The organism is Deinococcus soli (ex Cha et al. 2016) (assembly GCF_001007995.1).
GTDB lineage: Bacteria > Deinococcota > Deinococci > Deinococcales > Deinococcaceae > Deinococcus > Deinococcus soli.
The window spans coordinates 630,873-651,821 of sequence record NZ_CP011389.1 but is presented as its reverse complement, the minus strand read 5'-3'; the positions used below and the strand labels follow the sequence as shown (position 1 = coordinate 651,821).

Annotated in this window: 13 protein-coding genes; 7 read left to right on the top strand and 6 right to left on the bottom strand. The window is 72.9% G+C overall.

Annotation, left to right across the window (positions count from 1 at the left end; translation table 11 throughout):
* Positions 1–75: 75 nt before the first annotated feature.
* The gene (locus SY84_RS03170; protein WP_046842796.1) at positions 76–1,110 is read left to right on the top strand and encodes a hypothetical protein; all 1,035 of its coding nucleotides are present in this window, start codon (positions 76–78) and stop codon (positions 1,108–1,110) included.
* Positions 1,111–1,122: 12 nt separating this feature from the next.
* Here SY84_RS03170 and SY84_RS03165 read toward each other — a convergent pair whose 3' ends face one another.
* Both SY84_RS03165 and SY84_RS03160 read right to left on the bottom strand, forming a co-directional pair.
* A complete protein-coding gene (locus tag SY84_RS03165) occupies positions 1,123–1,704 on the bottom strand; it encodes a DUF305 domain-containing protein (protein ID WP_046842795.1) in 582 nt (193 codons plus the stop codon).
* A 144-nt stretch (positions 1,705–1,848) separates the two neighbouring features.
* Positions 1,849–2,751 (bottom strand): rhodanese-related sulfurtransferase, encoded by a 903-nt coding sequence (locus tag SY84_RS03160; protein WP_245621392.1) that lies wholly within the window; start codon positions 2,749–2,751, stop codon positions 1,849–1,851.
* Positions 2,752–3,066: 315 nt separating this feature from the next.
* Between SY84_RS03160 and SY84_RS03155 the strand changes: the two genes are divergently transcribed.
* Both SY84_RS03155 and SY84_RS03150 read left to right on the top strand, forming a co-directional pair.
* Positions 3,067–5,199, top strand: a complete 2,133-nt coding sequence (locus tag SY84_RS03155) for an ATP-binding cassette domain-containing protein (protein ID WP_245621391.1) — start codon at positions 3,067–3,069, stop codon at positions 5,197–5,199.
* 21 nt (positions 5,200–5,220) lie between these two features.
* A complete protein-coding gene (locus SY84_RS03150; RefSeq protein ID WP_046842793.1) occupies positions 5,221–5,673 on the top strand; it encodes a hypothetical protein in 453 nt (150 codons plus the stop codon).
* A gap of 100 nt (positions 5,674–5,773) precedes the next feature.
* On the opposite strand, the gene SY84_RS03145 is transcribed toward SY84_RS03150, so the two are convergent.
* Positions 5,774–15,631 carry a translocation/assembly module TamB domain-containing protein gene (locus SY84_RS03145; protein WP_245621390.1) on the bottom strand — a complete coding sequence of 3,286 codons (9,858 nt, stop codon included), beginning with the start codon at positions 15,629–15,631 and terminating at the stop codon, positions 5,774–5,776.
* Positions 15,632–15,796: 165 nt separating this feature from the next.
* On the opposite strand from SY84_RS03145, the gene SY84_RS03140 reads away from it, so the two are divergent.
* Positions 15,797–16,060, top strand: a complete 264-nt coding sequence (locus SY84_RS03140; protein WP_081424489.1) for an acylphosphatase — start codon at positions 15,797–15,799, stop codon at positions 16,058–16,060.
* A 61-nt stretch (positions 16,061–16,121) separates the two neighbouring features.
* Here the strand turns inward: SY84_RS03140 and SY84_RS03135 are convergent, their stop codons facing one another.
* Complete coding sequence (locus SY84_RS03135) at positions 16,122–17,537, bottom strand: WGR domain-containing protein (protein WP_046842791.1); 1,416 nt, start codon at positions 17,535–17,537, stop codon at positions 16,122–16,124.
* Between the two features lie 366 nt (positions 17,538–17,903).
* On the opposite strand from SY84_RS03135, the gene SY84_RS03130 reads away from it, so the two are divergent.
* Entirely contained in the window at positions 17,904–18,458 is a 555-nt protein-coding gene (locus SY84_RS03130) for a winged helix-turn-helix domain-containing protein (RefSeq protein WP_046842790.1), read from the top strand.
* Positions 18,459–18,539: 81 nt separating this feature from the next.
* The gene (locus SY84_RS16415; RefSeq protein ID WP_157882875.1) at positions 18,540–18,713 is read left to right on the top strand and encodes a hypothetical protein; all 174 of its coding nucleotides are present in this window, start codon (positions 18,540–18,542) and stop codon (positions 18,711–18,713) included.
* Here SY84_RS16415 and SY84_RS03125 read toward each other — a convergent pair.
* Together SY84_RS03125 and SY84_RS03120 are read right to left on the bottom strand one after the other, a co-directional pair.
* A complete protein-coding gene (locus SY84_RS03125) occupies positions 18,676–19,269 on the bottom strand; it encodes an AAA family ATPase (protein WP_046842789.1) in 594 nt (197 codons plus the stop codon). The genes SY84_RS16415 and SY84_RS03125 overlap by 38 nt on opposite strands.
* A 109-nt stretch (positions 19,270–19,378) precedes the next feature.
* Positions 19,379–19,816 (bottom strand): OsmC family protein, encoded by a 438-nt coding sequence (locus SY84_RS03120; RefSeq protein ID WP_046842788.1) that lies wholly within the window; start codon positions 19,814–19,816, stop codon positions 19,379–19,381.
* A gap of 174 nt (positions 19,817–19,990) precedes the next feature.
* Here SY84_RS03120 and SY84_RS03115 point away from each other — a divergent pair, with 174 nt between their 5' ends.
* Positions 19,991–20,929, top strand: coding sequence for an iron-siderophore ABC transporter substrate-binding protein (locus SY84_RS03115; RefSeq protein ID WP_046842787.1), 939 nt, complete (start codon positions 19,991–19,993; stop codon positions 20,927–20,929).
* Positions 20,930–20,949 lie beyond the last annotated feature (20 nt).

Sequence of the window (20,949 nt, the reverse complement as noted above, 5' to 3'; positions counted from 1 at the left end):
CAGATCGGTGGTGTGCCGATCTATCAATGAAACAAACGGAACCCGTATAACACCCCGCCCCGGTACACTGCCGTCATGACCACGGCGTCCACCACGCTCGCCCCGGCTACCCGCGCGGGTCGGGCCACCACCCGCCAGAACCTCGTCACCATCGCCCTGGCATGGTGGCTGATCGCGGGCGTGTTCACGGACGGCTGGGCGCACAACCAGTTCGGCGAGACGCTGGAGACGTTCTTCACGCCCTGGCACGCCGCGTTCTACAGCGGCTTCCTGGCGGTCGCCGGGTGGTGCCTGTTTCTCGCCTCGCGCGGCTGGCGCGAGGGGCGGCGCGGCCTGAGCGCCTTCCCGGACGGGTACCACCTCGCCGCGCTGGGCGTGCCGATCTTCGCGCTGGGCGGCGTCGGCGACCTGACGTGGCACACCGTGCTGGGCATCGAGGTCGGCATCGAGGCGCTGCTGTCCCCCACGCACCTCCTGCTGTTCCTCGGCGCGATGCTGATCGGCGCGTCCCCCCTGAACGCCGCGTGGCGCAGCCCCGAACCCCGCGCCGCGCGCCCCGCCGTCCGCTGGGTCGCCACGCTGAGTGCCACCAGCCTGCTCGCCATGACCGCGTTCATGCACATGTACCTGTGGGGCCTCCTGACCGTTCCGCAGGGCCTCGGCTACGTGCAGACGCGCGGAGAGCTGAGTGCCATCCTCCTGACCGCCGTCGTCATGGCCGCGCCGCCCCTGTTGCTCCTGCGCCGCTTCACCCTCCCGTTCGGCTCAGTCGCCGTCATGTACGGCGTCACGAACCTCGGCATGACCCTCATGGTCCTCCCCGGCAACATCCGCGTTCCGCTGCTGGCCGTCGCCACGGGTCTCCTGATCGACGTGTGGCACGCCCTCCTGCGCCCCAGCCCCACCCGGCCCTGGCACCTGCGCGCCTTCGCGTTCCTCCTGCCGCTCAGCGTCTGGGTGCCGTACCTCGGGGACGCCGTGTGGCGGGGGCAGACCAGCCTCAGCCTCGAACTGTGGCTCGGCGTGGCCGTCATGACCGCCCTGGGTGGTCTGGCCCTCAGCGCCCTGATCTTCCCCGCCCCCATCCCGGCGGAAGTGGAAGGAAACTGACCCAGGACCCCCTCAGTGCCGCATGCCGTGCGGCGCGGGCAGGGGCGGCGCGCCGCGTGCCTTCAGGAGGCTGTCCAGGGTGCGGATCTCACCGGACTGCGTGGCAGTGACCTGCCGGGCGAGGCCAGCGACGAGCGGCTGACGGCTGCCCGTGAGGGGCCGGGCCATGAGCAGCGCGCCCTGGTGGTGGCGGCGCATCAGGCGCAGGTACTGCGTTTCGGCCTCCCGGGCGGGCAGGGTCTTCAGGGACAGGAGGTCCTCCCGCGTGGCCATGCCCATCATGCTGGCGTGCATCGCGTCGGGCGCGGCGCCGTCCGGGGCGTTCCAGCGGCGCAGCCACGCCTCCATCTGCCGGTTCTGCTCCTCCTGACCCAGCTGAATATCCAGCGCCAGCGAACGCACCGAGCGGTCTGCCGCGACCTTCAGCACGAGGACGCTCATCGTGACCGCCTGATCGTGATGGACGCGCATGTCCTGCACGAAGCGCACCTCCGCACTGCCGGGCGCGGGCGTGGCCGGTCGGGGCTGGGCCAGCAGCAGCGCGCCGCCCACCCCCAGGCCCGCCAGGACGACCAGGGCGCCGCGCCGCCTCATATGGGCTCCGATTGAATGGTTCGCCAGAACCGTTCAATCCGAGCGGATGCGAGAAGGAGCAGAGCGGAGTCCGGGCGTGGAGTTGGCAACCCGGCGGTGTTCCGGGTTGTCAACGAAAGAGACGGACTCCGCCTCACGCGACCGTCACGCCCCGCACCCCTCCTGCACCTGCCGGTCGAAATGCCGTTGCCGCTCCCGGAACGCCGCCTTCTGCTCCGGTGTGGTCCGCGCGTGGCAGTGCTCGCAACTCACGCCCTCCTCGAACAGCGCGTGAGCCCGCTCGGCCTCACCCAGCGGCCAGCCGCACGAATGGCACATCACCGCCGCGCCCTCGCGCAGGCCATGCCCGACCGTCACGCGCCCGTCGAACACGAAACACTCGCCGTCCCAGCGGCTCTGCTCCTGCGGCACGTCCTCCAAGTACTGCAGGATCCCGCCCCGCAGGTGAAACACGTCCTGATACCCACGCTGCCGCAGCAGACTGGTGCTCTTCTCGCAGCGGATCCCGCCCGTGCAGAACATCGCCACGCGCTTCCCCCGCAGTTCTTCGGCATGCTCGTCCAGCCACGCGGGGAACTCCCGGAACGACTCGATCCCCGGATCCACCGCGCCCCGGAACGTCCCCGCCTTCACCTCATACCGGTTGCGCGTGTCGATCACGACCACGTCCTCCGACTCAATCAGCGCGTTCCAGTCGCCCGCCTCTACGTACTGCCCGACCTCCCGCTCCGGCGCGACCGGCACGCCCAGCGTCACGATCTCCCGCTTCAGACGCACCTTGAACCGCTTAAAAGGCTGCGCCGACGCGCCGGACTCCTTGTACTCCAGCCCCGCGAAGCCCTCGGCGAGCAGCGCCGCGTGCAGCGCGTCGATCCCCGCCCGGCTCCCCGCGACCGTCCCGTTGATTCCCTCGGACGCCACGATCAGCGTCCCACACAACCCTCGCGCCTCACCGAGCGCCAGCAGCCGCTCCCGCAGACCCGCTGGGTCCGCCACCGCCCGGAACTGATACAGCGCCGCCACCACGAACGGCGCGGAAGAAGGCATTTCAGGGGCAGGGTGAGGCACGACCGACATTCGACACAGGATAGCGGACGGGTGGCTGTGAACTTAGAGCTGCGACCACACGGGGCATAGTCGGAATGGTCAGGCAGGTGTAGACGGTGCGGGTGAACCCCTCAGGCCGCTTCGCGGCCAGCTCCCCTTGAGGGGAGCCAAGACATGCAGGCCGTCCCAGCCTCCCCTCTGGGGGGAAGTGGCCCGCAGGGCCGGAGGGGTCGTCCGCAGGTCAGCCGCCTTCCTGTTCTGCACTGAGCCCTTCGGCGCATTTCCTGTTTGGACCCTTCTGTTAGCCTTGCGGGCGTGTCTGTGCCGTCCACCCTGATTGCTGCGTCGAACGTGTCGGTGTTGTTTGGCGAGCGGGTGGTGCTGGACGGTGTGAGTGTGGGCGTGTCGCTGGGTGAGCGGGTGGCGTTGCTGGGCCGGAACGGGGCGGGGAAGACGACGCTGCTGCGGGTGCTGGTCGGGGAGCGGGTGCCGGAGGAAGGTGAGGTGTGGCGCGCGGATGGCCTGCGGGTGGCAGTGCTGGAGCAGCATCACGCGCACCCTTCGGGGCGGAGTGTGCGGTCGCTGGTGGACGCGGCTCATCCGTACCGGGCGCTGGAGGTGAGTCTGCTGGAGCTGGAGGCGGACCTGGGTGATCCGGAGGTGCTGGCGCGCTGGTCGGCGCTGCACGCGCACCTGGAGGACGTGGATGCCTTCCGCTGGCCGTCGCGGGTGGCGCGGGTGCTGGGCATGCTGGACCTGACGCGCTTTCTGGACCGGGACGCGAGCACGCTGTCCGGGGGGGAGCGGACGCGGCTGGCGCTGGCGCTGGCCCTGGCGCGTGAACCGGACCTGCTCGTGTTGGACGAACCGACGAACCACCTGGATATCCGCATGCGGGAGTGGCTGGAGGGCTGGCTGCGGGCGTTCCGGGGTGGGGTGCTGCTCACCAGTCATGACCGGGAGTTTCTGGACGCGGTGGCGACGCGCAGCGTGTGGCTGGAGCACGGCGCGGCGACCGGGTATCCCGGGGGGTACTCGCGGGCGTCGGCACAGCGGGAGCTGGAGCGGCGCACGCAGGCCCGCGCGGCGCGGCTGGGCGAACGCGAGGCGCAGCGGCTCTCGAGGAGTGTGGAGGTGCTGGACCGCTGGGGTCGCCGCTCGCGGGCGCTGAAGACCCGCGCGGAGCGGCAGAGCGTGCCGGAGGCGCCGCTGCCGGAACGGCAGATCCGCATGCGCCTGCTGGCGGGCACGGCACGCGCGCCGCTGGTGGCGTGGGGCGAGCACCTGAACAAGGCGTACGGGGACCGGCCCGTGTTGTCGGAGGCTGCCTTCCGGCTGCGGCAGGGTGACCGGGTGGCGCTGATGGGCGCGAACGGCACGGGGAAGACCACGCTGATGCGCCTGCTGTCCGGCGAACTGCACCCGGACCCGCCCGCGCCGGACCCGCTGACCGGGGAGGCCGGGTCGCCGCCTGCGCTGCGGGTCGCGCCGGGCGTGACGGTCGCCAGCCTGGACCAGACGTGGCACGGCCTGACGCCGGGCGAGGGCCTGCACGCGCAGTTCGAGCGGCGCTTCGGGCGGCAGGCGAACACCCTGCTGGGCCGTGCGGGCTTCGGGGCGGAGGACTGGCCGAAAACCCCGGAGGTGCTGTCGGGTGGCGAGCGGGCGCGGGCGGGGCTGGCGCTCGTGAGTGGCCTGCGGGCGGACCTGCTGCTGCTGGACGAACCCACGAACCACCTGGACGTGGAGGCGCTGCTGGCGCTGGAGGGCGCGGTGCAGGCGTACGGGGGGGCGGTGGTGATCGTCACGCACGACCGCCGCTTCGCGCGGGAGGTCGCCACGCGCCTGTGGGTGATCGAGGACGCCGCGCTGCGCGAGGTGAGCGGCTGGGGCAGCCGCGAGTACCTCGACCCGGCGGCGACATTGCAGGGCGACCCGCCACCCCCGCCGCCGCCGCCCACGCCCCGGCAGCGTCTGGCGCCGCTGGAGGCCCAGCTGGCGGCCCTGCGGGCGGAACTGGACCGCCCGCCCGGCAGCCTGACCGGGCGCGAGGAGGCCCGTGTGCGCGCCCAGGCCCACGCCGTGCAGCAGGGCCTGTACGGCCTGTACGCGCAGGTCTGGAGTGCCCCGCAGTTCGACGCGGAGGTCCGTGAGCCGCCCCTGACCGTCCGCGCGCAGCGCCTGGGGGACACGGGCGGGATGTTCTGGGCCGCGCACGACGAGGGCTGCCCGCACCTCGCCTGGGACGGGCAGACGCTGCGCTGGAACGGCGAGCCGCCCGCGTGGTTCGGCGCGGCGCTGCTGGGCGGGGCGCTGCGGGTGCTGTTCGAACGCTGGAACGTGGGCCGGGTGGGGCTCGGGGACGGCGGCCCGGTGCTGACCCGCCGGGCGTACTTCGAGCGGCTGGGCCTCGCACCGGGGCGGGAGGGGACGCGCCCCGCCCCGTGAGGGCACGCTATACTCGCGCGCATGGAAGACCTCATCAAGGGCCGCCTCGGCGGAGCGGACGGCTACAGCATCCGCTGCGCCATCGACGGCGACACCATCAGGGGCCGCGCGGGCGGCAAGCTGCACGGCAAGGACATCAACCTCGAGATCACCGAACGCGGCGTGCAGGGCACCGTCGGCGCCGACTCCGTGAAGATCGAGCTGGAAGACGGCGAGCTGCGCGGCAACGTCGGCGCGCAGAAACTCACGCTGCGTGGCGTGGACCGCGTGACCGGCTTCATGGGCGAACCCATCGTCGGCTGGAACGTCGTCGCGCAGCAGACCGGCGAGAAGCTCGTCGGGCAGCTGGGCAGCACCGTCCTGGGCCGCCCCTTCGAGCTGGACCTGGGCAGCGCCCCCGGCTGGGTGGGCACCCTGGTGGCCGTCGTGGCCTTCTACGCGCTGGAACCCCGCGCGAACGTCACCGTCGGCTGAGCAGACCCGTCACATCGCCGCCGCCCCTGCTCTGTGCGGGGGCGGCGCTCTTCATGGCCCGGTGCCGGGGCGAGATGGGGGCAGACGCGCGCCCCCCACCTTACCGGCCGAACAGGTAGCGCACGCCGAAGCGGAACACGGCGCCGCGTTCGCCGTTCTCCACGCCGAAGTTCACGTTGGTCCGGTCGTTCACGTTGTACCCGACGCTGAAGGTCGGGCGGATCGACTGGAGGTTCAGGCCCTTCAGGGGCGTGCTGACCTTGAACGTGAAGCGGCTGTCGGGCGCGGTGTACTCGGCGTTGATCAGCCCCTCGCCGTTCAGGTCCACCTGATACTGGAGGTACAGGTCGCGGGTCAGGTACGACCCGAGCGTGATCGTGGCGCCCACGGTGCCGTCCTCGACGCTGAGGTTCGGCGTGAGGCGGAACACGTCCAGGCCGAACGCGTTGGCGATGGTGCGCTCAAACTCGCCCAGCACGAACACGTTCAGGGCTGTCTGAATGGCGCTGGAGCCCAGTGCGCCCAGGTTGCTGGGCAGCGCCGCGAGGTTCGGGACGCCGGTGGCGACCAGCGCGTACAGTTCCGCCTCGCCGTACGGGAGGCCCGTGGCGGGGTCGGCGCAGCTGCTGCCCTCAGCGGTGCAGCGCAGCGTGGTGGTCAGGTCCAGCACGGGCGTGCCGTTGCGGGTGACGAACTCCCCGCTCAGTTCCAGCGTGACCGGCACGCGCTGGCGGGTGGTGACGGCAGTGACGGTGCCGCTGGCCTGCACGCTGAATGTCGGGTAGAGGTTGTCGCCGCTGAACGTGACGCTGCTGTCCTGCAGCGCGAACTCATTCTCGCGCAGGTACACGAAGCCGCGCTGCGAGCGGACCCCGCCGCTCAGGCGTGGACGGTCGCCGCTGCCTGCCAGGGTCAGGCCGCCGGTGAACTCGGCCCGCACGAGGTTTTCGTCGATGCGGATGCCGTTTGCCGCGCGGATGGGTATGTCCTCGAACACCAGCCGCTGCAGGAAGGGCCGCGCGGGCCGGGCGGCCGGGTCCTCCTGCGGTTTCGGGAAGGTCGTGAATTCCTCGGGCAGGGGGCTCACGAAGTTGTCGGTGGTGCGCCCCGTGCTGGGATCGGCGCTGCTCTGCCCGGGGGCGGGAATGGTGGCGGGAGCATTCACGCGGCCCAGCACCAGCCGCACGAAGTCCGCTGCGCCGGTCACGCGGATCACGCTGCCGTCGTCCACGGCGCGCAGGTCGGCGTTCAGGGCACTCTCGCGGCCGTAGATGACGGCCAGGGGCAGGTTGTAGTTCCGCGCGGTGAGGCTCAGATCCCACCTGGGCGAGAGCGTCCCGGTGAGGCTCAGGGTGCCCGCGCCGCTGGCCGTGGTACTGCTGCGGCTCTGCGCGTCCAGTGTCCAGCGGCCGTCGGGCTGCTGCGCGAGGGTCACCGCGCTGTTCGGCAGGGCGCCCAGCGGTTGCGGGGCCAGCAGGCCCGTGAAGGTCACGCGGGTGCCACTCAGGCGGCCCAGCGTGAGCTGCCCGGCCATGTTCAGCGTGCCGTCCGACCCGACGGTGCCGCCGGTCAGGACGCGCCCTCCCGCCGTGAACGCGCCGCTGTCGGGCAGGTCCCCGGCGAACTGCGGCACGCTGAGGCTCAGGCCTGCCACGCTGCCCTGGAGGTTCTGCGCGCGCAGCAGCCCGCGCGGGCGGTCGTACGTCCCGGCTGCCGAGAGCGTCAGGGTGCCCTTCAGGCTGGGCGTCAGGTCCACGAGGCCCGGCACCAGCCGCAGCACGGGCGTGAAGGTGGTGTCCGTGAACTGCGCGCTGAGGTTCACGTTCTCGCGGGTGTACTGGCCGCGCACGTCCCAGGTGCCCGCGCCGCCCAGCTGGATGTTCACGCCGCGCAGCTCCCGGCTGGCGAAGTCCAGCGTGCCGCTCCCGGTCAGGGTCTCGGTCACAGCGCCTTCGCCCTTGCCGCTCGTGGCGCTCACGCGGATGCGCTCGGCCACCACGTTCAGCGTTCCGGCGGTCGGGTCGGCCAGCGGGAAGCGGAAGCGGGCGACGCCGGTCACGACGCCCTCACCGGGCGTCTCCCCGGTAAAGGCGCCCACCAGCGCGCCCACCGGCAGGGCGCGCAGGTTGCCCTGCCCGAAGACCTCGCCGCTCCCCAGGCCCGCCGTGAAGTCCGACTGGCCCAGAAAGCCCCGGATGCGCCAGTCGTTGCCCACCTGCGTGCCTTCCAGCCGGGCGGGCAGGACCTTCGTGCCGACGGTCAGCGCGTCGGCGCGCAGCACGAACGTGCCGCCCCCGTCCCGCAGGTTCGCCTCGCCGCTCACGCGGCCAGACAGCGCCGGGGCAATCTTCAGGTCGCGCACCTCCAGTTCGTCCAGCGTGGCGCGCAGCGTGTACCCGTCCCCGGTGGGCTGCACGGCGAGCACGCCCTCCAGCGCGGGAATCAGGTCCGCCACGCCGCCCGAGGCACTCAGGTCGGCGCTGCCCATGTCGTTCCCGCCGCTCAGGTCGGCCGCGAACGTCTGCCCGTTCAGGGTCACCGCGCCGTTCAGGGTGAGGCTCTGCCCGGCGACCTCCAGCGGGTAGGCACGCACGCCCAGCGTGCCGCGCAGCCCGTCGCCCGCGGCGCGCACGTTCACGTCCAGGGTGCCCGATTCGCGGGTCAGGCGGCCGGTCAGCGTGCCGGTCCAGAAGGCCGGACCCTGCGCGGACCGCAGCGCCAGCGTGCCCTCACTCAGGGCAGCCGTCAGGTTCACGTCGGGGCGGCCCCCGGCCAGGGTCACCTCGCCGTCCAGGCTGCCGCGCAGCGCCACACCCAGGTACGGCACCTCGTAGGGGGTGTCCAGTTCGCGCACGCTCAGCGCCACGCGGCCCGAGGTCGTGTCGGTGTTCACGCTGCCCGTGGCGGTCAGCAGGCCCGACAGGCCCGTGATGCCCAGCCGGCCCAGGTTCAGGCCCGGCAGGTTCGCCGCGAGCTGCCCCGTCTGCCAGCGCAGCGAGCCGTCCACCAGTCCGTCCGAGACGTTCAGGTCGGCGGCCTTCAGGCTGGCGCTGCCGCTGGCGCGCCACTCGCCGCGCCGCACGGACAGCTGCGCCTGCGGGTCCGCCAGGGTGCCGTCCGCCGTGACGGTCACGGCGCCCTCGGGCCGGGTCAGGCTGGCGGTGCCCAGCAGCGCCCACTCGCCGCGCGCGCCGGGGCGGGCTTCCAGCACGCCGCTGCCCTGCGCCTGCGGGCCGTCCACGAGGCGCAGCTGCACGCCGCGCGCACTGGCGACCACGCGGGCGCCCGCGCCGAGCAGGCCCGCCTCGCCCTGCGCGAGCGGCGTGCCCAGCGGGCCACTCAGGCGCAGCGTCAGCGGCTGCGTCAGGACCCCGGCGGGGCCGCCCGTGACGCGCGCGCTGCCGCGCCAGCCGCCCAGGCGGTCGGCGGTGACGTCCAGCGCGGCGCGCAGGCCCTGCGGTCCGCTGAGATTCCCGCGCGCCGTGATCGCCTGCGCGCGGTTGGTGACCTGCACGCGGCCCGCCAGGGTGCCCGAGGCGTCCACGGTCAGGTCGGCGGTGCCGTCCAGGGCCGCACTGCCCGACGCCTCCAGCTGACTGCCGAAGGCCGCCGCGCTCAGGCCGCTCAGGGTCACGCGGGAGCCGTCCAGTGTCGCGACCGTCCGGCCCATCTGAGTCAGTGTCCCCTTCACTCCGGCCAGCGTGCCGGACAGGGTGCCGCTCAGGTCGCCCAGCGTGATCCCGGCCAGCGCCGCGCCGCGCGTGCTCAGCGTGCCCGCCAGGGTGGGGGAGACCAGCGTGCCGCCCAGGCTGGCGGTCAGGGTCGCCTCGCCCGCGCCGCCCACCAGCGGCAGCGGCGTGACGTTCAGGCGACCCGCCAGCGCCGGGACGAGGTTCGCGCCCGGCGTGAGGCTCAGCGAGCCCGCACCCAGTCGCCCGGCGGCCAGCGCGTACGTGCCGCGCCCGTCGCCGGTCAGGGTCACGGGGTCGGGCAGGCCCGCCACGCTGGCCCGCACCGAGCCGGACAGGCGCGGCCACATCCCGTTCAGATCCAGGGTCGCGCGGGTGTCACCGCTGCGGACCGTGCCGTACAGACGGGCCCGCAGGGTGCCTGCCGCGAGGTCGAGGTCGCTCGCCTCGGCGTACACCGTGCCGCCCAGGCTGCCCTTCAGGGTCGCGCGGGCGTTCAGGCGCGGGTCGAGCACCCGGCCCGACGCGGTGATCAGCGCCTCTAGTTGGTCGGTGGTCAGCGTCACGCGGCCCGCCACGGCCGGGTCGGCGGCGCGGCCCGAGAAGGTCAGGTCTGCGCCCAGCGTGCCGGCCCCCGGCGACGCGGCGTTCAGGTACGCGGTGCTCAGGTCGCGCGCGGTCACGCGCAGCCCACCCGGCAGGGACCCCTGGGCGCGCAGCACGCCGTCACGCAGGCTGCCGCTCAGGTCGGCGCTCAGCACGTCCGCACGCGGATCGAAAGCGGCGCGGCCGTACAGGCTGAACGGCCCGGCCTGCGCCTGCTCACCCTTCACGGCGAGGTTCTGCGCGTTCAATGCCTCCAGCCCGCCGGACAGGGTGCCGCTGGCACTCAGGGAGCCCGCCACGGTCAGGGCGTCCACGTCCAGCCCGGCGGGCAGCAGCCGCGCGGCACGCAGGCCGTCCACGCGCAGCGACGCGGCGTAGCGCCCGCTGTCCAGGGTCGCCAGTCCGCTCGTGCGCGCGCCGGTCAGCTGCACGCGGGCGTTCCCGGTGGCGTAGCGGGCGCTCAGGTCGCCGCTCAGGTCCCCCTGCGTGTCCTGCACGGTGCCGCTGAACGAGGCGTTCAGCGCACTCCATGACGCGCCGCCCAGCGTGGCGGCGCCGCTCAGGCGCAGCTGCTCCGCGCGGCCCCACAGGGCGCCCGCGTCGAAGCTCGCCAGGGTCAGCGTGCCGCCCGGCCGCAGCGGGAGGCTGGCGGGCAGGCGCCCGGTCACGCGGGCCTCGCGCACGCCCATACCCAGCGTGGCCGCCACGGTCAGGTCCCCCGTGGGGGTCCCGTCCAGCAGGGCGTCCAGCGGCCCGCCGGGCACGTCGCCCACGGCGCGCAGCGCTCCGCTGAAACCTGTGCGGGCGTTCCAGGCGATCGGGCCGCGCAGCCGCACGTCCGTGTCCGCGTTCACCAGGGCCGCGTTCAGGGTCAGCGCGACCCGTTGCAGGCCACCCAGCGCGCCGGTGCCCAGGTCACCCCGCAGCTCGCCCGCCAGGGGCGCGCCCGTGAACACCGCGCGGTACGCGCCGCCCAGCAGGTGCGCTGTAACGCGCGTGCCCGCCGCACGCAGTCCCGACGGGCCGTCCGTCAGGGTGCCCTGCGCGGTCACGTCCGGCCGGGCGAGGCTGCCACGCACCTGCGCCGTGTACGTACCGGGCAGCAGATCCGTCAGGGTCACCTTCGCGTCCAGGTTCAGCGCCGGGAACACCGGCCCGCCCGCCCGCACGGTGCCCTGCGCCAGTTCGGCCTGCGCGCCGTCCAGGCGCAGCGCGCCGCCCGCGTAGCGCAGCGGGGCGCGGAAGGTCACGCCCGAGACCTCCCCCTGCGCGGTGGCGCGCACGTCGGCCAGGGTGCCGCCCAATGTGACGGACGCCCGGCCCGCCTGCCCCAGCAGGGGCCGCAGGTCGCCCGCGTTCGCCGAGCCGCCCAGGGTCCAGGCGTCCAGGCCCGCCCCGGCGCGCTGCGTGGCGGTCAGGTCCAGCGCCGCGCCCGCCACGCTGCCGCCCAGAGTCACGCGGGCCGCGCCGCCCGTCAGGGCCACGCCGGTCGCGGTGACGTTCACGGTCTTCCCGGCGTACGAGCCGTTCACGCGCAGGGTCAGTGCGTCCCCCGCCCCAGGCCCCGCGCGGCCGGTCAGGGCGGCGCGCAGGTCCTCGAAGGTCACCGCCGCGTTCGCCTGCGGGTACAGCGGGCCGCGCACGCTCAGCGCCTGCCCGCCCAGGCTGCTGCTCAGGTTCGCGCTGACCTGCCCGCGCAGCAGACTGACACTGCCGCGCGCCGCCTGCCCGGCCGCCTGCACGTTCACGTCCGCGCGCCCGGTCGCCCGAGCGAAGTCCAGATCCGGCACGCTCAGATTCAGGGTGATGCGGCCGCGTACGCCGTCCAGCACCGGGCTCAGCACCCGGGCGTCCAGCACGGCGCTGCGGACCGTCAGCCCCGCGCCGCTGTACGCCACCGGAATCCGCGAGCCCGGGTGGGTGAGGGTGCCCCTCACGGTCAGTCCGTTCTTCCAGTCCGCGCGGGCGTCCAGCCGCAGCGGGTTGCCCAGGTAGCGGGTGCCGCTCGTGAACAGCGTGGCGCTGCTGCCGCCCAGCGCGACCTCCAGCCGCCCCGGCACGAGCGCCGCGCGCACGTCCGCCGGGAGGCCCGCCGTGAACGGCGCGAGGCTGGTGCTCAGCGTGCCCCCCAGCGCCGGGAGGACCGACACCCGCCCGGTCAGTGGCCCCGAAGGCAGCGCCAGCAGGGTGGTCGTGCCCTGCCCGGCCAGCCGCACGGTACCCGCCTGCGTGGTCGCGGGGGTGCTCCCCAGCGCGTAGCGCAGGCCCAGCGCCCCGGTCCAGTTTCCACCCGCGTACGTCAGGCCGCCCACGGTCGCGCGCGCGCCGGTCAGCGAGCCGCGCACGGGGAACGACTGCCCCGGCACGCTCAGCGTGGTCGGGCCCGCTGCGAAGCGCTGCGGCTTCAGGGTCAGGGTGCCGCGCAGGTCCGCCACGCTGCCGCCCGCCGTCGCCGTGAAGTACGGCCCGGTCACGCGCAGGTTCAGGCCCTCCAGCGTGGCGGGCAGCCGCACCCGCCCGGTCGCGGTGACGGCCTGCCCCGCGACCGAGCCGGTCACGCGCAGCGCCCCTCGGTCCGCGCGGACCAGGAACGGCCCGGCGTTTAGGCTACCGTTCAGGACGCCGCCGCGCGCGTTCAGGGTCCCCTCCAGCCGCTGCCCGGCCAGCGTGAGGCCCTGCGCGGTCAGGTTCAGGTTGTCGAAGCCGGCCAGGGTCACGGTCGCGCGGCCACCCTGCGCGTCCCGCACGGCGACCTGCCCGCGCGGCTCGGTTCCGGCGCCCTGCACGTTCCCGTCCACGAACAGCCCGTTCCCGAGCGGCCCGCTGACATCCACGTCGTAGCGCCCGCTGGGCAGCGAGGCGGTGCCCTCGGCCCGCAGCCCCTCGCCATCCGTGACGAGGAGATTCAGGCCGTTCCACGGCCCGCTGACAGCCAGGGTGTACTGGTCGAGCACGCCCCGCGCGTTCACCGCGCCCCGGAACGAGCCGTCCGGGCCGGGCGCCCAGGACGCGCGGCCCTGCACGCGCCCCGCCTGCCCGAACGCCGTCAGGGCCTGCGCGCCGCTGACCTGCACCAGACCGCTGCGGCCGTCGTACGCGGCCGTCAGGTCACCCCAGGTGCCGCCGACGCGCACGGCGGGCGTCAGGGTGCCCCGCAGGTTCACCGCCTGCGCGGGCAGCGTCACGCCCCCGAAGGACAGGACGCCCGTGCGGCCGGTCACGGCGGCCCTCAGCGCGCCGTACGGGCCGGTCACGCGGGCGTTCAGGGTCTGCCCCTGCGCCTGCACGGTCCCGCCCACCTGAAGGTCGGGGAAGACCCGGCCCGCGACCTGCGCGGCCACGCGGCCCGCGCCGCTGCCCGACGTCACGGTCAGGTCCGCCGTGACCGGCGTGCCCGCGCCCGGCTGCCGGGTCAGGGTGCCCGTGATGCCCGCACCCGCTGCCTGCGCGTTCACGCGCGCCGACCCGCCCCGCCCCGCGAGGTTCAGGTCCAGCGTGCCGCCCAGGTTCAGGCCCGGCAGCAGGGGCCGCAGCGCACCCAGATTCACGCGCCCGCTCGCGGTGATGTTCTCGCCGTCCACGGTGCCGCTGGCCGTGTCGCCCCGCGTGGTCAGCGTGAAGCGCACGCCGTCCGCCAGCGTCACGCTCCCCCGGATGTCCGCGCCCGCCACGCGCGCCTGCACGCGGTACGGGGCGCGCAGGTCCGCGTCGGCCAGGACGGTCACGCCGTTCGACGTGCCGCGCAGCTGCGCGGTCGTGCCGTTGCCCACCGCGCTCAGCGTGACGCCCGCTCCCACCGCCCTCAGGGATCCGAAGGCCTTCAGGGTGTTCGTGACCGTCACGTCCCCCGTGACCCGCAGGCCGCCCGCTGCGGCGAGGTTCCGGGCGCGCAGCCCGAAGGCGTCCCCATTCCAGCTCAGGCGCTGCGAGCCTGCCGTGAACGTCCCGCGCTGCTGCACGTAATTCAGGTCCAGCGGCCCCTGCAGCGGCTGCGGCACGCCCGGCACGGTTGCGTTCAGGGTGCCCGTCACGTCCCCGCCCGTCAGGTCGATGCGGCCCCCGCCGGTCAGGGTCACGCCACTGCCGGAGAGGTTTCGGGCGGCCCAGGTGCCCCGGAAGTCCGGGTCCAGATTCAGGCTCGCCGCGCCCAGATCCACCCGCAGGCCCCGGCGGTCGAAGGCGGCCGTACCCGACAGGCCCGTGAAGGGTCCCGCCTGCCCGTCCGTGACGCGCGCCTGCAGTTCGTCCGGCGTGCCGCTCAGGGCCACGCGGGCGCCCGCCGCGCCGAAGGTGGGGTTCAGCACGGCGTTCAGGCGCGTGTTGTTCAGGTTGAAGGTGCCGCGCAGCGGGCCACCCAGGCCCTGCCCGTCGAAGCTCAGCAGGTTCTGCGCGTCGATCCGGCCCTCGACGTCCAGCGCCTTCTGCGCGAAGGTGCCGTTCAGGTTCACGCGGCCCTCGCGCCCGAACGCCCAGCGGCCTGCGAGTTTCTGCGCCGAGCCGCCCAGCGCCGTGTCCGCGCTGAACGCCAGATCGTTCGTCTGGCCCGCCACGTTCCCGTCCTCGTTCAGGAAGGTGTACTCGGCGTTCGCGTCGCTGAAGCCCACGCCCGCCAGCGTGCCCGCCCCCTGCGCGTACGCCTTCACGCGTACGGTGCTCCAGCCGCCCGCCGTGACCCGCAGTTTCAGCGTGCCGTCCCCGGTCGTGCCCAGCGCGCGCGCCAGTCCCGACACGGTCGGCGCGGCGTCGGCCGTGACCGACCAGTTCTGCGCCTTCAGGTCCACGCCGCCCGTCGCGGTGACCGGGCCGTTCCAGCCCTGCCCGGCAAGATTCAGGCGGATGTCGTCCCCCCGGTGCGTGGCCGTACCGCCGATGCCCGTCACCGTCACGAACTTCGCCTCCGGCACGCGCAGCGCGGCGTCCGTCACCTTCAGGTCGCCCACGATGGGACCGTCCCCGAGCACGTAGCGACCAGTGATGCGCCCGGCGGTCACGCCCGGCCAGTAGTGGTTCAGCACCCGCGCGTCCGCGTCCAGATTCACCGTGAACACGTTCGCGCCCGCCTTCTCGGCCACCAGCACGCCCGCGTTCAGGTCACCGTCACGGGTCGCGCCCCGCACCGACAGCGCCCCGCCTTGCCCCGGCGTGACCGTGAAGCGGCCGTCCGGCACGTTGAAACCCGTGCCGTCCACGTTCAGGCGGGTGCGCTGCACGTCCAGGCCACCCAGCACGACCGTCCAGCCGCCCCCACCGCCCGCCGCGCCGCCGCCTCCGCCGAACAGGTCCTGCAACTTCAGGTTCAGCGCCGCGTCGGACGCCTGCACGTTCAGCCGCACCACCCGCGTCAGGGGATTCACACCCGCGACCGTCACGCCCACGCGGCCCGCCTCGCCCGTCAGGCCCGGGATGTTCACCCGCACGCCCGACAGGCTGGGTGCCCACAGCGGCCCGGTCACGCGGTCGGCACTCACGCCCGCCGGGGTGCCGAACCTTGCGAGCAGCGCCCCGCCCAGCAGCGCGGGCAGGAATGCCAGCCCCAGCAGCAGGGCGCCCAGAACAGCCAGAACCCACCACCACACCCAGCCCCGGCGGCGCGGGGGGGGCGCGGTCTCCGGAGCAGCGGGGTCCTGCGTCCCGTCACGGTCTTCGGGGCGCGGTTCCGTCACGCCTCCACCCGGCCCGGCGTTGCCCGGCCCTTCCACTGTCCACACGCTCCTGGCCGCATTCCCCGCATTCTACGCAGCGCCGCGTGAATGCCGCACCCACGGCATCCTCATGCAACCGTCAGAAACCCACCGTTCAAAGGAGCAAAAGCCGCTACGATGCCCCCCATGCGCCTGACTGCCCTCATCACTGGTACCGTGCAGGGCGTCGGCTACCGACGCTACGTGCAGCGGTACGCCCGCGACCTGAACCTCGCCGGGTACGCCGAGAACCTCAGCGACGGCCGCGTCGAGGTCGTCGCCGAGGGCCACAAGGACGACCTCGCGCGGCTGCTGCACTGGCTGCGGCGCGGCCCGCCCCACGCCCGCGTGCAGGACGTCCAGACCCAGCAGAGCGAGGCCACCGGCCTGAAGGACTTCCACCTGTACTGAGCCGGAAACAGGACAGAGGGCGTGACCGACCCTGCGTCACGCCCTTTTCCGGTGCGGGTCCTTACCCGATGCGGCGGATGTCGCCCACCACGCGGTAGAAGCCCCCGGCGTCCACGAGGTCGTCCACGAGGTACGTCGCGCCCGCCTCGCGGAGGTTGCGGGGGAACTGCACGTTCCACTCTTGATACCCGGGGGTGGCGGGGCGAACGCGCAGGCGGGTGCCGTCACGCTCGCAGACCAGACGCACGCCCTGACCGCTGTCGGGGGTGACGGTCAGCTGCGTCAGGGGCGCGCTGACCTGCGCGGCTGCGGCGAGTTTCACGTCGCGGGGGGCGGGGGCCTCGCCGCGCTGCGCGGCCTGGATCGCCTCGGGGCTGGCGTCCAGGGCGGCCAGGATGCCGCGCGAGGTCACGAGGTACAGCCGCCCGCCCGAGTACTGCATGCTCAGGGCCCCGCCCACCCCGCTGCCCAGCTTCCACAGGCGCTCGCCGGTGCGGGTGAAGCAGTACACGGCGCTGCCGCTGTCCCCGGCGAACACGTACTCCCCGCCGGGGCTGGTGGCGCAGGACAGCACGGCGGCGTCGCAGGCGTAGTCCTGCACGTGCTCGCCCGCCTTCGTGAAGCGCTGGATGAGGTTCTGGGTGGTGCCCGCGTACAGATCCTGGCCGTCCTGCCAGCCGAACAGCACGCCGCCGCGCGTCTTTGCCTGCCACAGCGGGAGGCCGCTGGTGCGGTCGTACATGCCCACGCCCGCCGAGTGCCCGTAGTACACGCCCCGGTCGTCCACGCGGACCATCCAGCCCATCTTGCCGCCGGTGGCGACGTTCGCCCACTGCTGGTCGCTCTCGGCGTCGAAGGCGAACACGTTGCCGTCCCAGTCGCTGGCGGCCAGGGTGCCCGCGTGGATGTCCAGCCACAGCAGCGCGGCGCTGCCCTCGACCTCGTACGCCACGAACGGGAGTTTGCCGCTCAGGTCGTACACGTTCCCGTCGTCGCACCCGGCGAAGGTCCAGCGGTCGTCGCGCACGAGGCACTTCACGCCGTCGGGCAGGGTGAACGAGCGCTGCACCTCGCCGTCGGGGCTCAGGGCGTGCACCTGCCCGGCCTCGTTGCCCACCCAGACCTGCTGTTCGTCCGCGAAGATGCCGAACGCGGTGGCTTTCGTGTCGAATTTCCACAGCAGCGGCGCGCCCTGGCGGGTGGTGGCGCGGGTCTCGGTGAAGGTGCGGCGCACCACCTCGCGTTTCTGGCGCACGCCCTGTACGGCGTCCTCGTAGCCCTTGCGGCGTTTTTCCTTGAGTTTCTTGTCCGCTTCCGCCTGGGCCTTCTCCGGGCTGGGGAAGGTCTTGCGCTGGGTCTGCCCGTCGGTGCCGATTCGGCCGTAACGGACGGTCAGGTCGGCGCCGTCCACGGTCACCTCGTAGAACTTGTGCTCGGCCCCGTTCGGATCTGAATACTCCAGATATGTTGCAGACATAATTCTATTGTAACTGACCTCCCGATGAGCTGGCAAGCGAATCCGGGCTGAGCCCCGACTGATATGGACTCCGATTGAATGGGCTGCAAAGACCATTCAATCCGAGCGGATGCGAGTAGGAGAGAAACGGGTTCCGGACGTGGAGCCGGCGATCCGGTGAAGTTCCGGATTGTTGGCGAAACAAACGGAATCCGTATGAGGCGCACATCCACGGCCGAAGAGGGGAGCCTGACGCGACCCTGGGCGATTTTCAGAATCCCGGCTTTCAACTGAAATTTGAAATTCGCAGAATGAAGCCGTGCCCGCCACACCCGACACCCACCCGAGGCCCTGCACGTCACGACCCCCGCCCAGGCCGACGCCCTGATGGACTTCGTGTACGGCGCGCGCCTCCTCGAACAGTTCCTGACGCCCGCCACCGCCAGTCACGCCGCCCACGCCCTGAACGAGCCCGCCAACCGCGTCACCTACCACGTCCGCAAGCTGCGCGACTGCGGCCTGCTGCGCGTCGCCGGCCACCACGGCAAACGCGTGCAGTACGTCGCGGCCGCCCGCACCTTCCACGTCCCGCGCACCCTGGTCCAGCTCGACGAACCCCTGACCGTCATCGGCCCCGCCATGCGCGAGATCACCGCTGCCTACGCCCACGCCATCCTCGACTGGCAGGCCCGTCAGGGCCACCCCGCCACTGGGGACGACCTCACCATCCACCTGGGCCGCTGCGCGCCCGACACCCGCACCGACACCGGGGCCTTCGCGCCCGCCATGCGGATGCGCACCGTGCAACTCAGCCCGCAGCAGTACCGCGCCGCGCAGGACGCTCTGAACGACATCCTCGACCGTCTGGAGACCGACGAGACCGAAGCCTGCACGAGCACCTTCGTCCTCATGACCTTCAGAGGCCAGCTGCACCTGAACTGACCGCTCCCGGCCCACGCGTCAACCACGACCGCCCCGGCGGCCGGCGGGACACCCCACTCACGCCCTAAAAGGAGGCCCACCATGTTCCATGAACGCCACCAGCACGCCCTCGACCGTCAAGCCCAGCTGCTCCGCGAGGCGCAGGCCGAGGGGCTGGCCCGTACCCTGAGAGCCGCCCGACCGGCCCACTGGCAGTTCCGGTGGCGCCTGATGCGCGTCACTCTGCACCTGCCCGTTCTGCACCGGGCCGGGTAGACCCACTGACCGCCCCCGCGAACGCCACGATCCGCCGCGCCGCCTCAAACGGCTCCAAGTGCGACGTGTCCAGCACCAGCGCGTCCGCCGGGGGTGGCAGCGTCCCGGCCCGGGCGAGCAATTCCCGCAACTGCGCCGGGTCGCGCAGTTTCAGCCGTTCGGCCCGTTCCGGCAGGCCCATCCGCTGCTCCAGCTCCGGGAGTGGGCACGTCAACCACACCGGCACGAACGGCACCCCCCGCGCCGTGGCCAGCTGCCGCAGCCGCTCCACGTTCATCCACTCCTGATCTTGCGCCGTGAGGTAGTTCGTGAAGATGTGGGCCAGCGTGGGTGGCGCGTGCAGCGTCGCGGTCCTGATCGCCTGCCGCACGGCGAAACAAAGTGCCCACACCTCGTCGCTGACCGGCTCATTTCCCGAGATGCCCGCCGCCAGGAACACCGGATCGTTCGTCAGGTGGTTGTCCAGCAGCGCCGCGCCCGTCAGCGCCGACAACTCCTTCCCGACCGTGCGTTTGCCGCTACCGGGCGCGCCGACCAGATAGTACAGGTGACTCATGCGCGCCAGCCTGCCACACGTGGGCTGGGTGCACATCCGTCGATTGGCCTGCCGCCATACAGGACGGCGCCCCTGACCCTGGGGGGCGGGGCGCCGCAGGGCCGGACGTTTATTCCAGGATGGCTTCGTGGGTGATCTCGACATTGCCCTGCATGACGCGGCTCATGGGGCACATGTCGGCGGCCTGCTTGACGTGTTCCTCGAAGTCGGCCTGATCGCTGCCGGTGACCTTGCCGCGCACGACGAGTTTCATGGCGCTGACCTTGAAGCCCGCGCCGTCCTTGACCATCTCACAGGTGGCCTGCGTATCCAGGGACTCGACCGTGTGGCCGTGGTTGGCGAGCAGTGCCGAGAGCTGCATGGTGAAGCATCCGGCGTGCGCGCTGGCCAGGAGTTCTTCGGGGTTGGTGCCCTTGCCGTTCTCGAAGCGGGTGCCGAACGAGTACTGCGCGCCGTCCAGCACGCCGCTCTCGGTGCTGACGGTGCCCTTGCCGTGCTTGAGGTCGCCTTCCCAGTGGGCCATTGCCTTGCGTGCGATGTCTGCCATACGGCCCAGTCTGCGCGGTCGGGCGGTGGGGTCGGCACGGGTGCGGTTGAGCGGAACTTCATGGTTGCGTGGCCCCCGGGATGAATCCTGACCTTGTAACTCGGGATTAAGTCTGGCACAATTCCCGACACCAGCGCGGCCGTCCCCCATGGACCCCAGCGCACAAGGACACCCATGCCCACACGAACCACCCTCCTGACCCTCACCGCTGTCCTGGGCAGCGCCGCCCTGACCGCCAGCGCCGCCACGTACCCCCAGACCGTCACGCACGCTGCCGGAACGACCATCATCCCCAGACAGCCCCTGCGGGTCGTGGCCCTCGGCCCCCACGCGCTGGACCTGCTGCTGTCCATCGGCGTGCAGCCCGTCGGCTACGGCGAGGCCTCCACGTTCCTGAAAACCCCGGCGTTCGGTTCGCCCATCCGCGACATCAGGTACCTGGGCAGCCGCGTGACCAGCGCGCCCGTGAACGTCGGCGACCGCTTCAACCCGAACCTCGAGATCCTGACGTCCCTGCGCCCGGACCTGATCATCGGCGAGACGTACGCCGCGAACGTGTACCCGCAGCTCAGCCGCATCGCGCCCACGCTGCTGCTCGACGGCATCGACCGGAACGCGTGGCAGAAGACGCTGCCCACCCTGGCCCGCGTCCTGAACCGCGAGGCCGCGTACCGCGCCGCGCTGACCACCTACAACAAGGGCGTGCAGGGCACCCGCGCGCAACTGACCGCGTTCAGCAGGAAGCGCGTGCTGGTCGTCTGGACGGCCGGAGGGGACGCCCGCAACACCTTCACGATCAGCGGCAGCGACGACTGGACCGGCGGCCTGCTGCGCGACGTGGGCCTGAACGTCATCGACGGCCAGAAGAAGGACGCCGTGGTCAGCGTGGAGGGGCTCGCGGCCCTCGACCCGGACGCCGTGATCGTCCTGGCCGCCGGGACCAGCACGCCCACCCGCGCCCGCGCCGAGTGGACCGCCGGGGCGATCACCAGCCGCCTGCGCGCCAGTCAGGCCGGGCAGGTGTACTTCTTCGACTACCACCTGTTCCGCCGCATCCGCGGCCCGATCGCGGCGCAACTCGTCGAACGGGAACTGCTCCGGGCGCTGCGCTGACCCGGACACTGCGCTGACTG

Coding starts and splice junctions, on each gene's coding strand:
- SY84_RS03120 (WP_046842788.1), bottom strand. CDS start 19,816: ATGGCAGACATCGCACGCAAGGCAATGGCCCACTGGGAAGGCGACCTC.
- SY84_RS03165 (WP_046842795.1), bottom strand. CDS start 1,704: ATGAGGCGGCGCGGCGCCCTGGTCGTCCTGGCGGGCCTGGGGGTGGGC.
- SY84_RS03135 (WP_046842791.1), bottom strand. CDS start 17,537: ATGTCTGCAACATATCTGGAGTATTCAGATCCGAACGGGGCCGAGCAC.
- SY84_RS03130 (WP_046842790.1), top strand. CDS start 17,904: ATGGACTTCGTGTACGGCGCGCGCCTCCTCGAACAGTTCCTGACGCCC.
- SY84_RS03170 (WP_046842796.1), top strand. CDS start 76: ATGACCACGGCGTCCACCACGCTCGCCCCGGCTACCCGCGCGGGTCGG.
- SY84_RS03125 (WP_046842789.1), bottom strand. CDS start 19,269: ATGAGTCACCTGTACTATCTGGTCGGCGCGCCCGGTAGCGGCAAACGC.
- SY84_RS16415 (WP_157882875.1), top strand. CDS start 18,540: ATGTTCCATGAACGCCACCAGCACGCCCTCGACCGTCAAGCCCAGCTG.
- SY84_RS03140 (WP_081424489.1), top strand. CDS start 15,797: ATGCGCCTGACTGCCCTCATCACTGGTACCGTGCAGGGCGTCGGCTAC.
- SY84_RS03115 (WP_046842787.1), top strand. CDS start 19,991: ATGCCCACACGAACCACCCTCCTGACCCTCACCGCTGTCCTGGGCAGC.
- SY84_RS03160 (WP_245621392.1), bottom strand. CDS start 2,751: ATGCCTTCTTCCGCGCCGTTCGTGGTGGCGGCGCTGTATCAGTTCCGG.
- SY84_RS03150 (WP_046842793.1), top strand. CDS start 5,221: ATGGAAGACCTCATCAAGGGCCGCCTCGGCGGAGCGGACGGCTACAGC.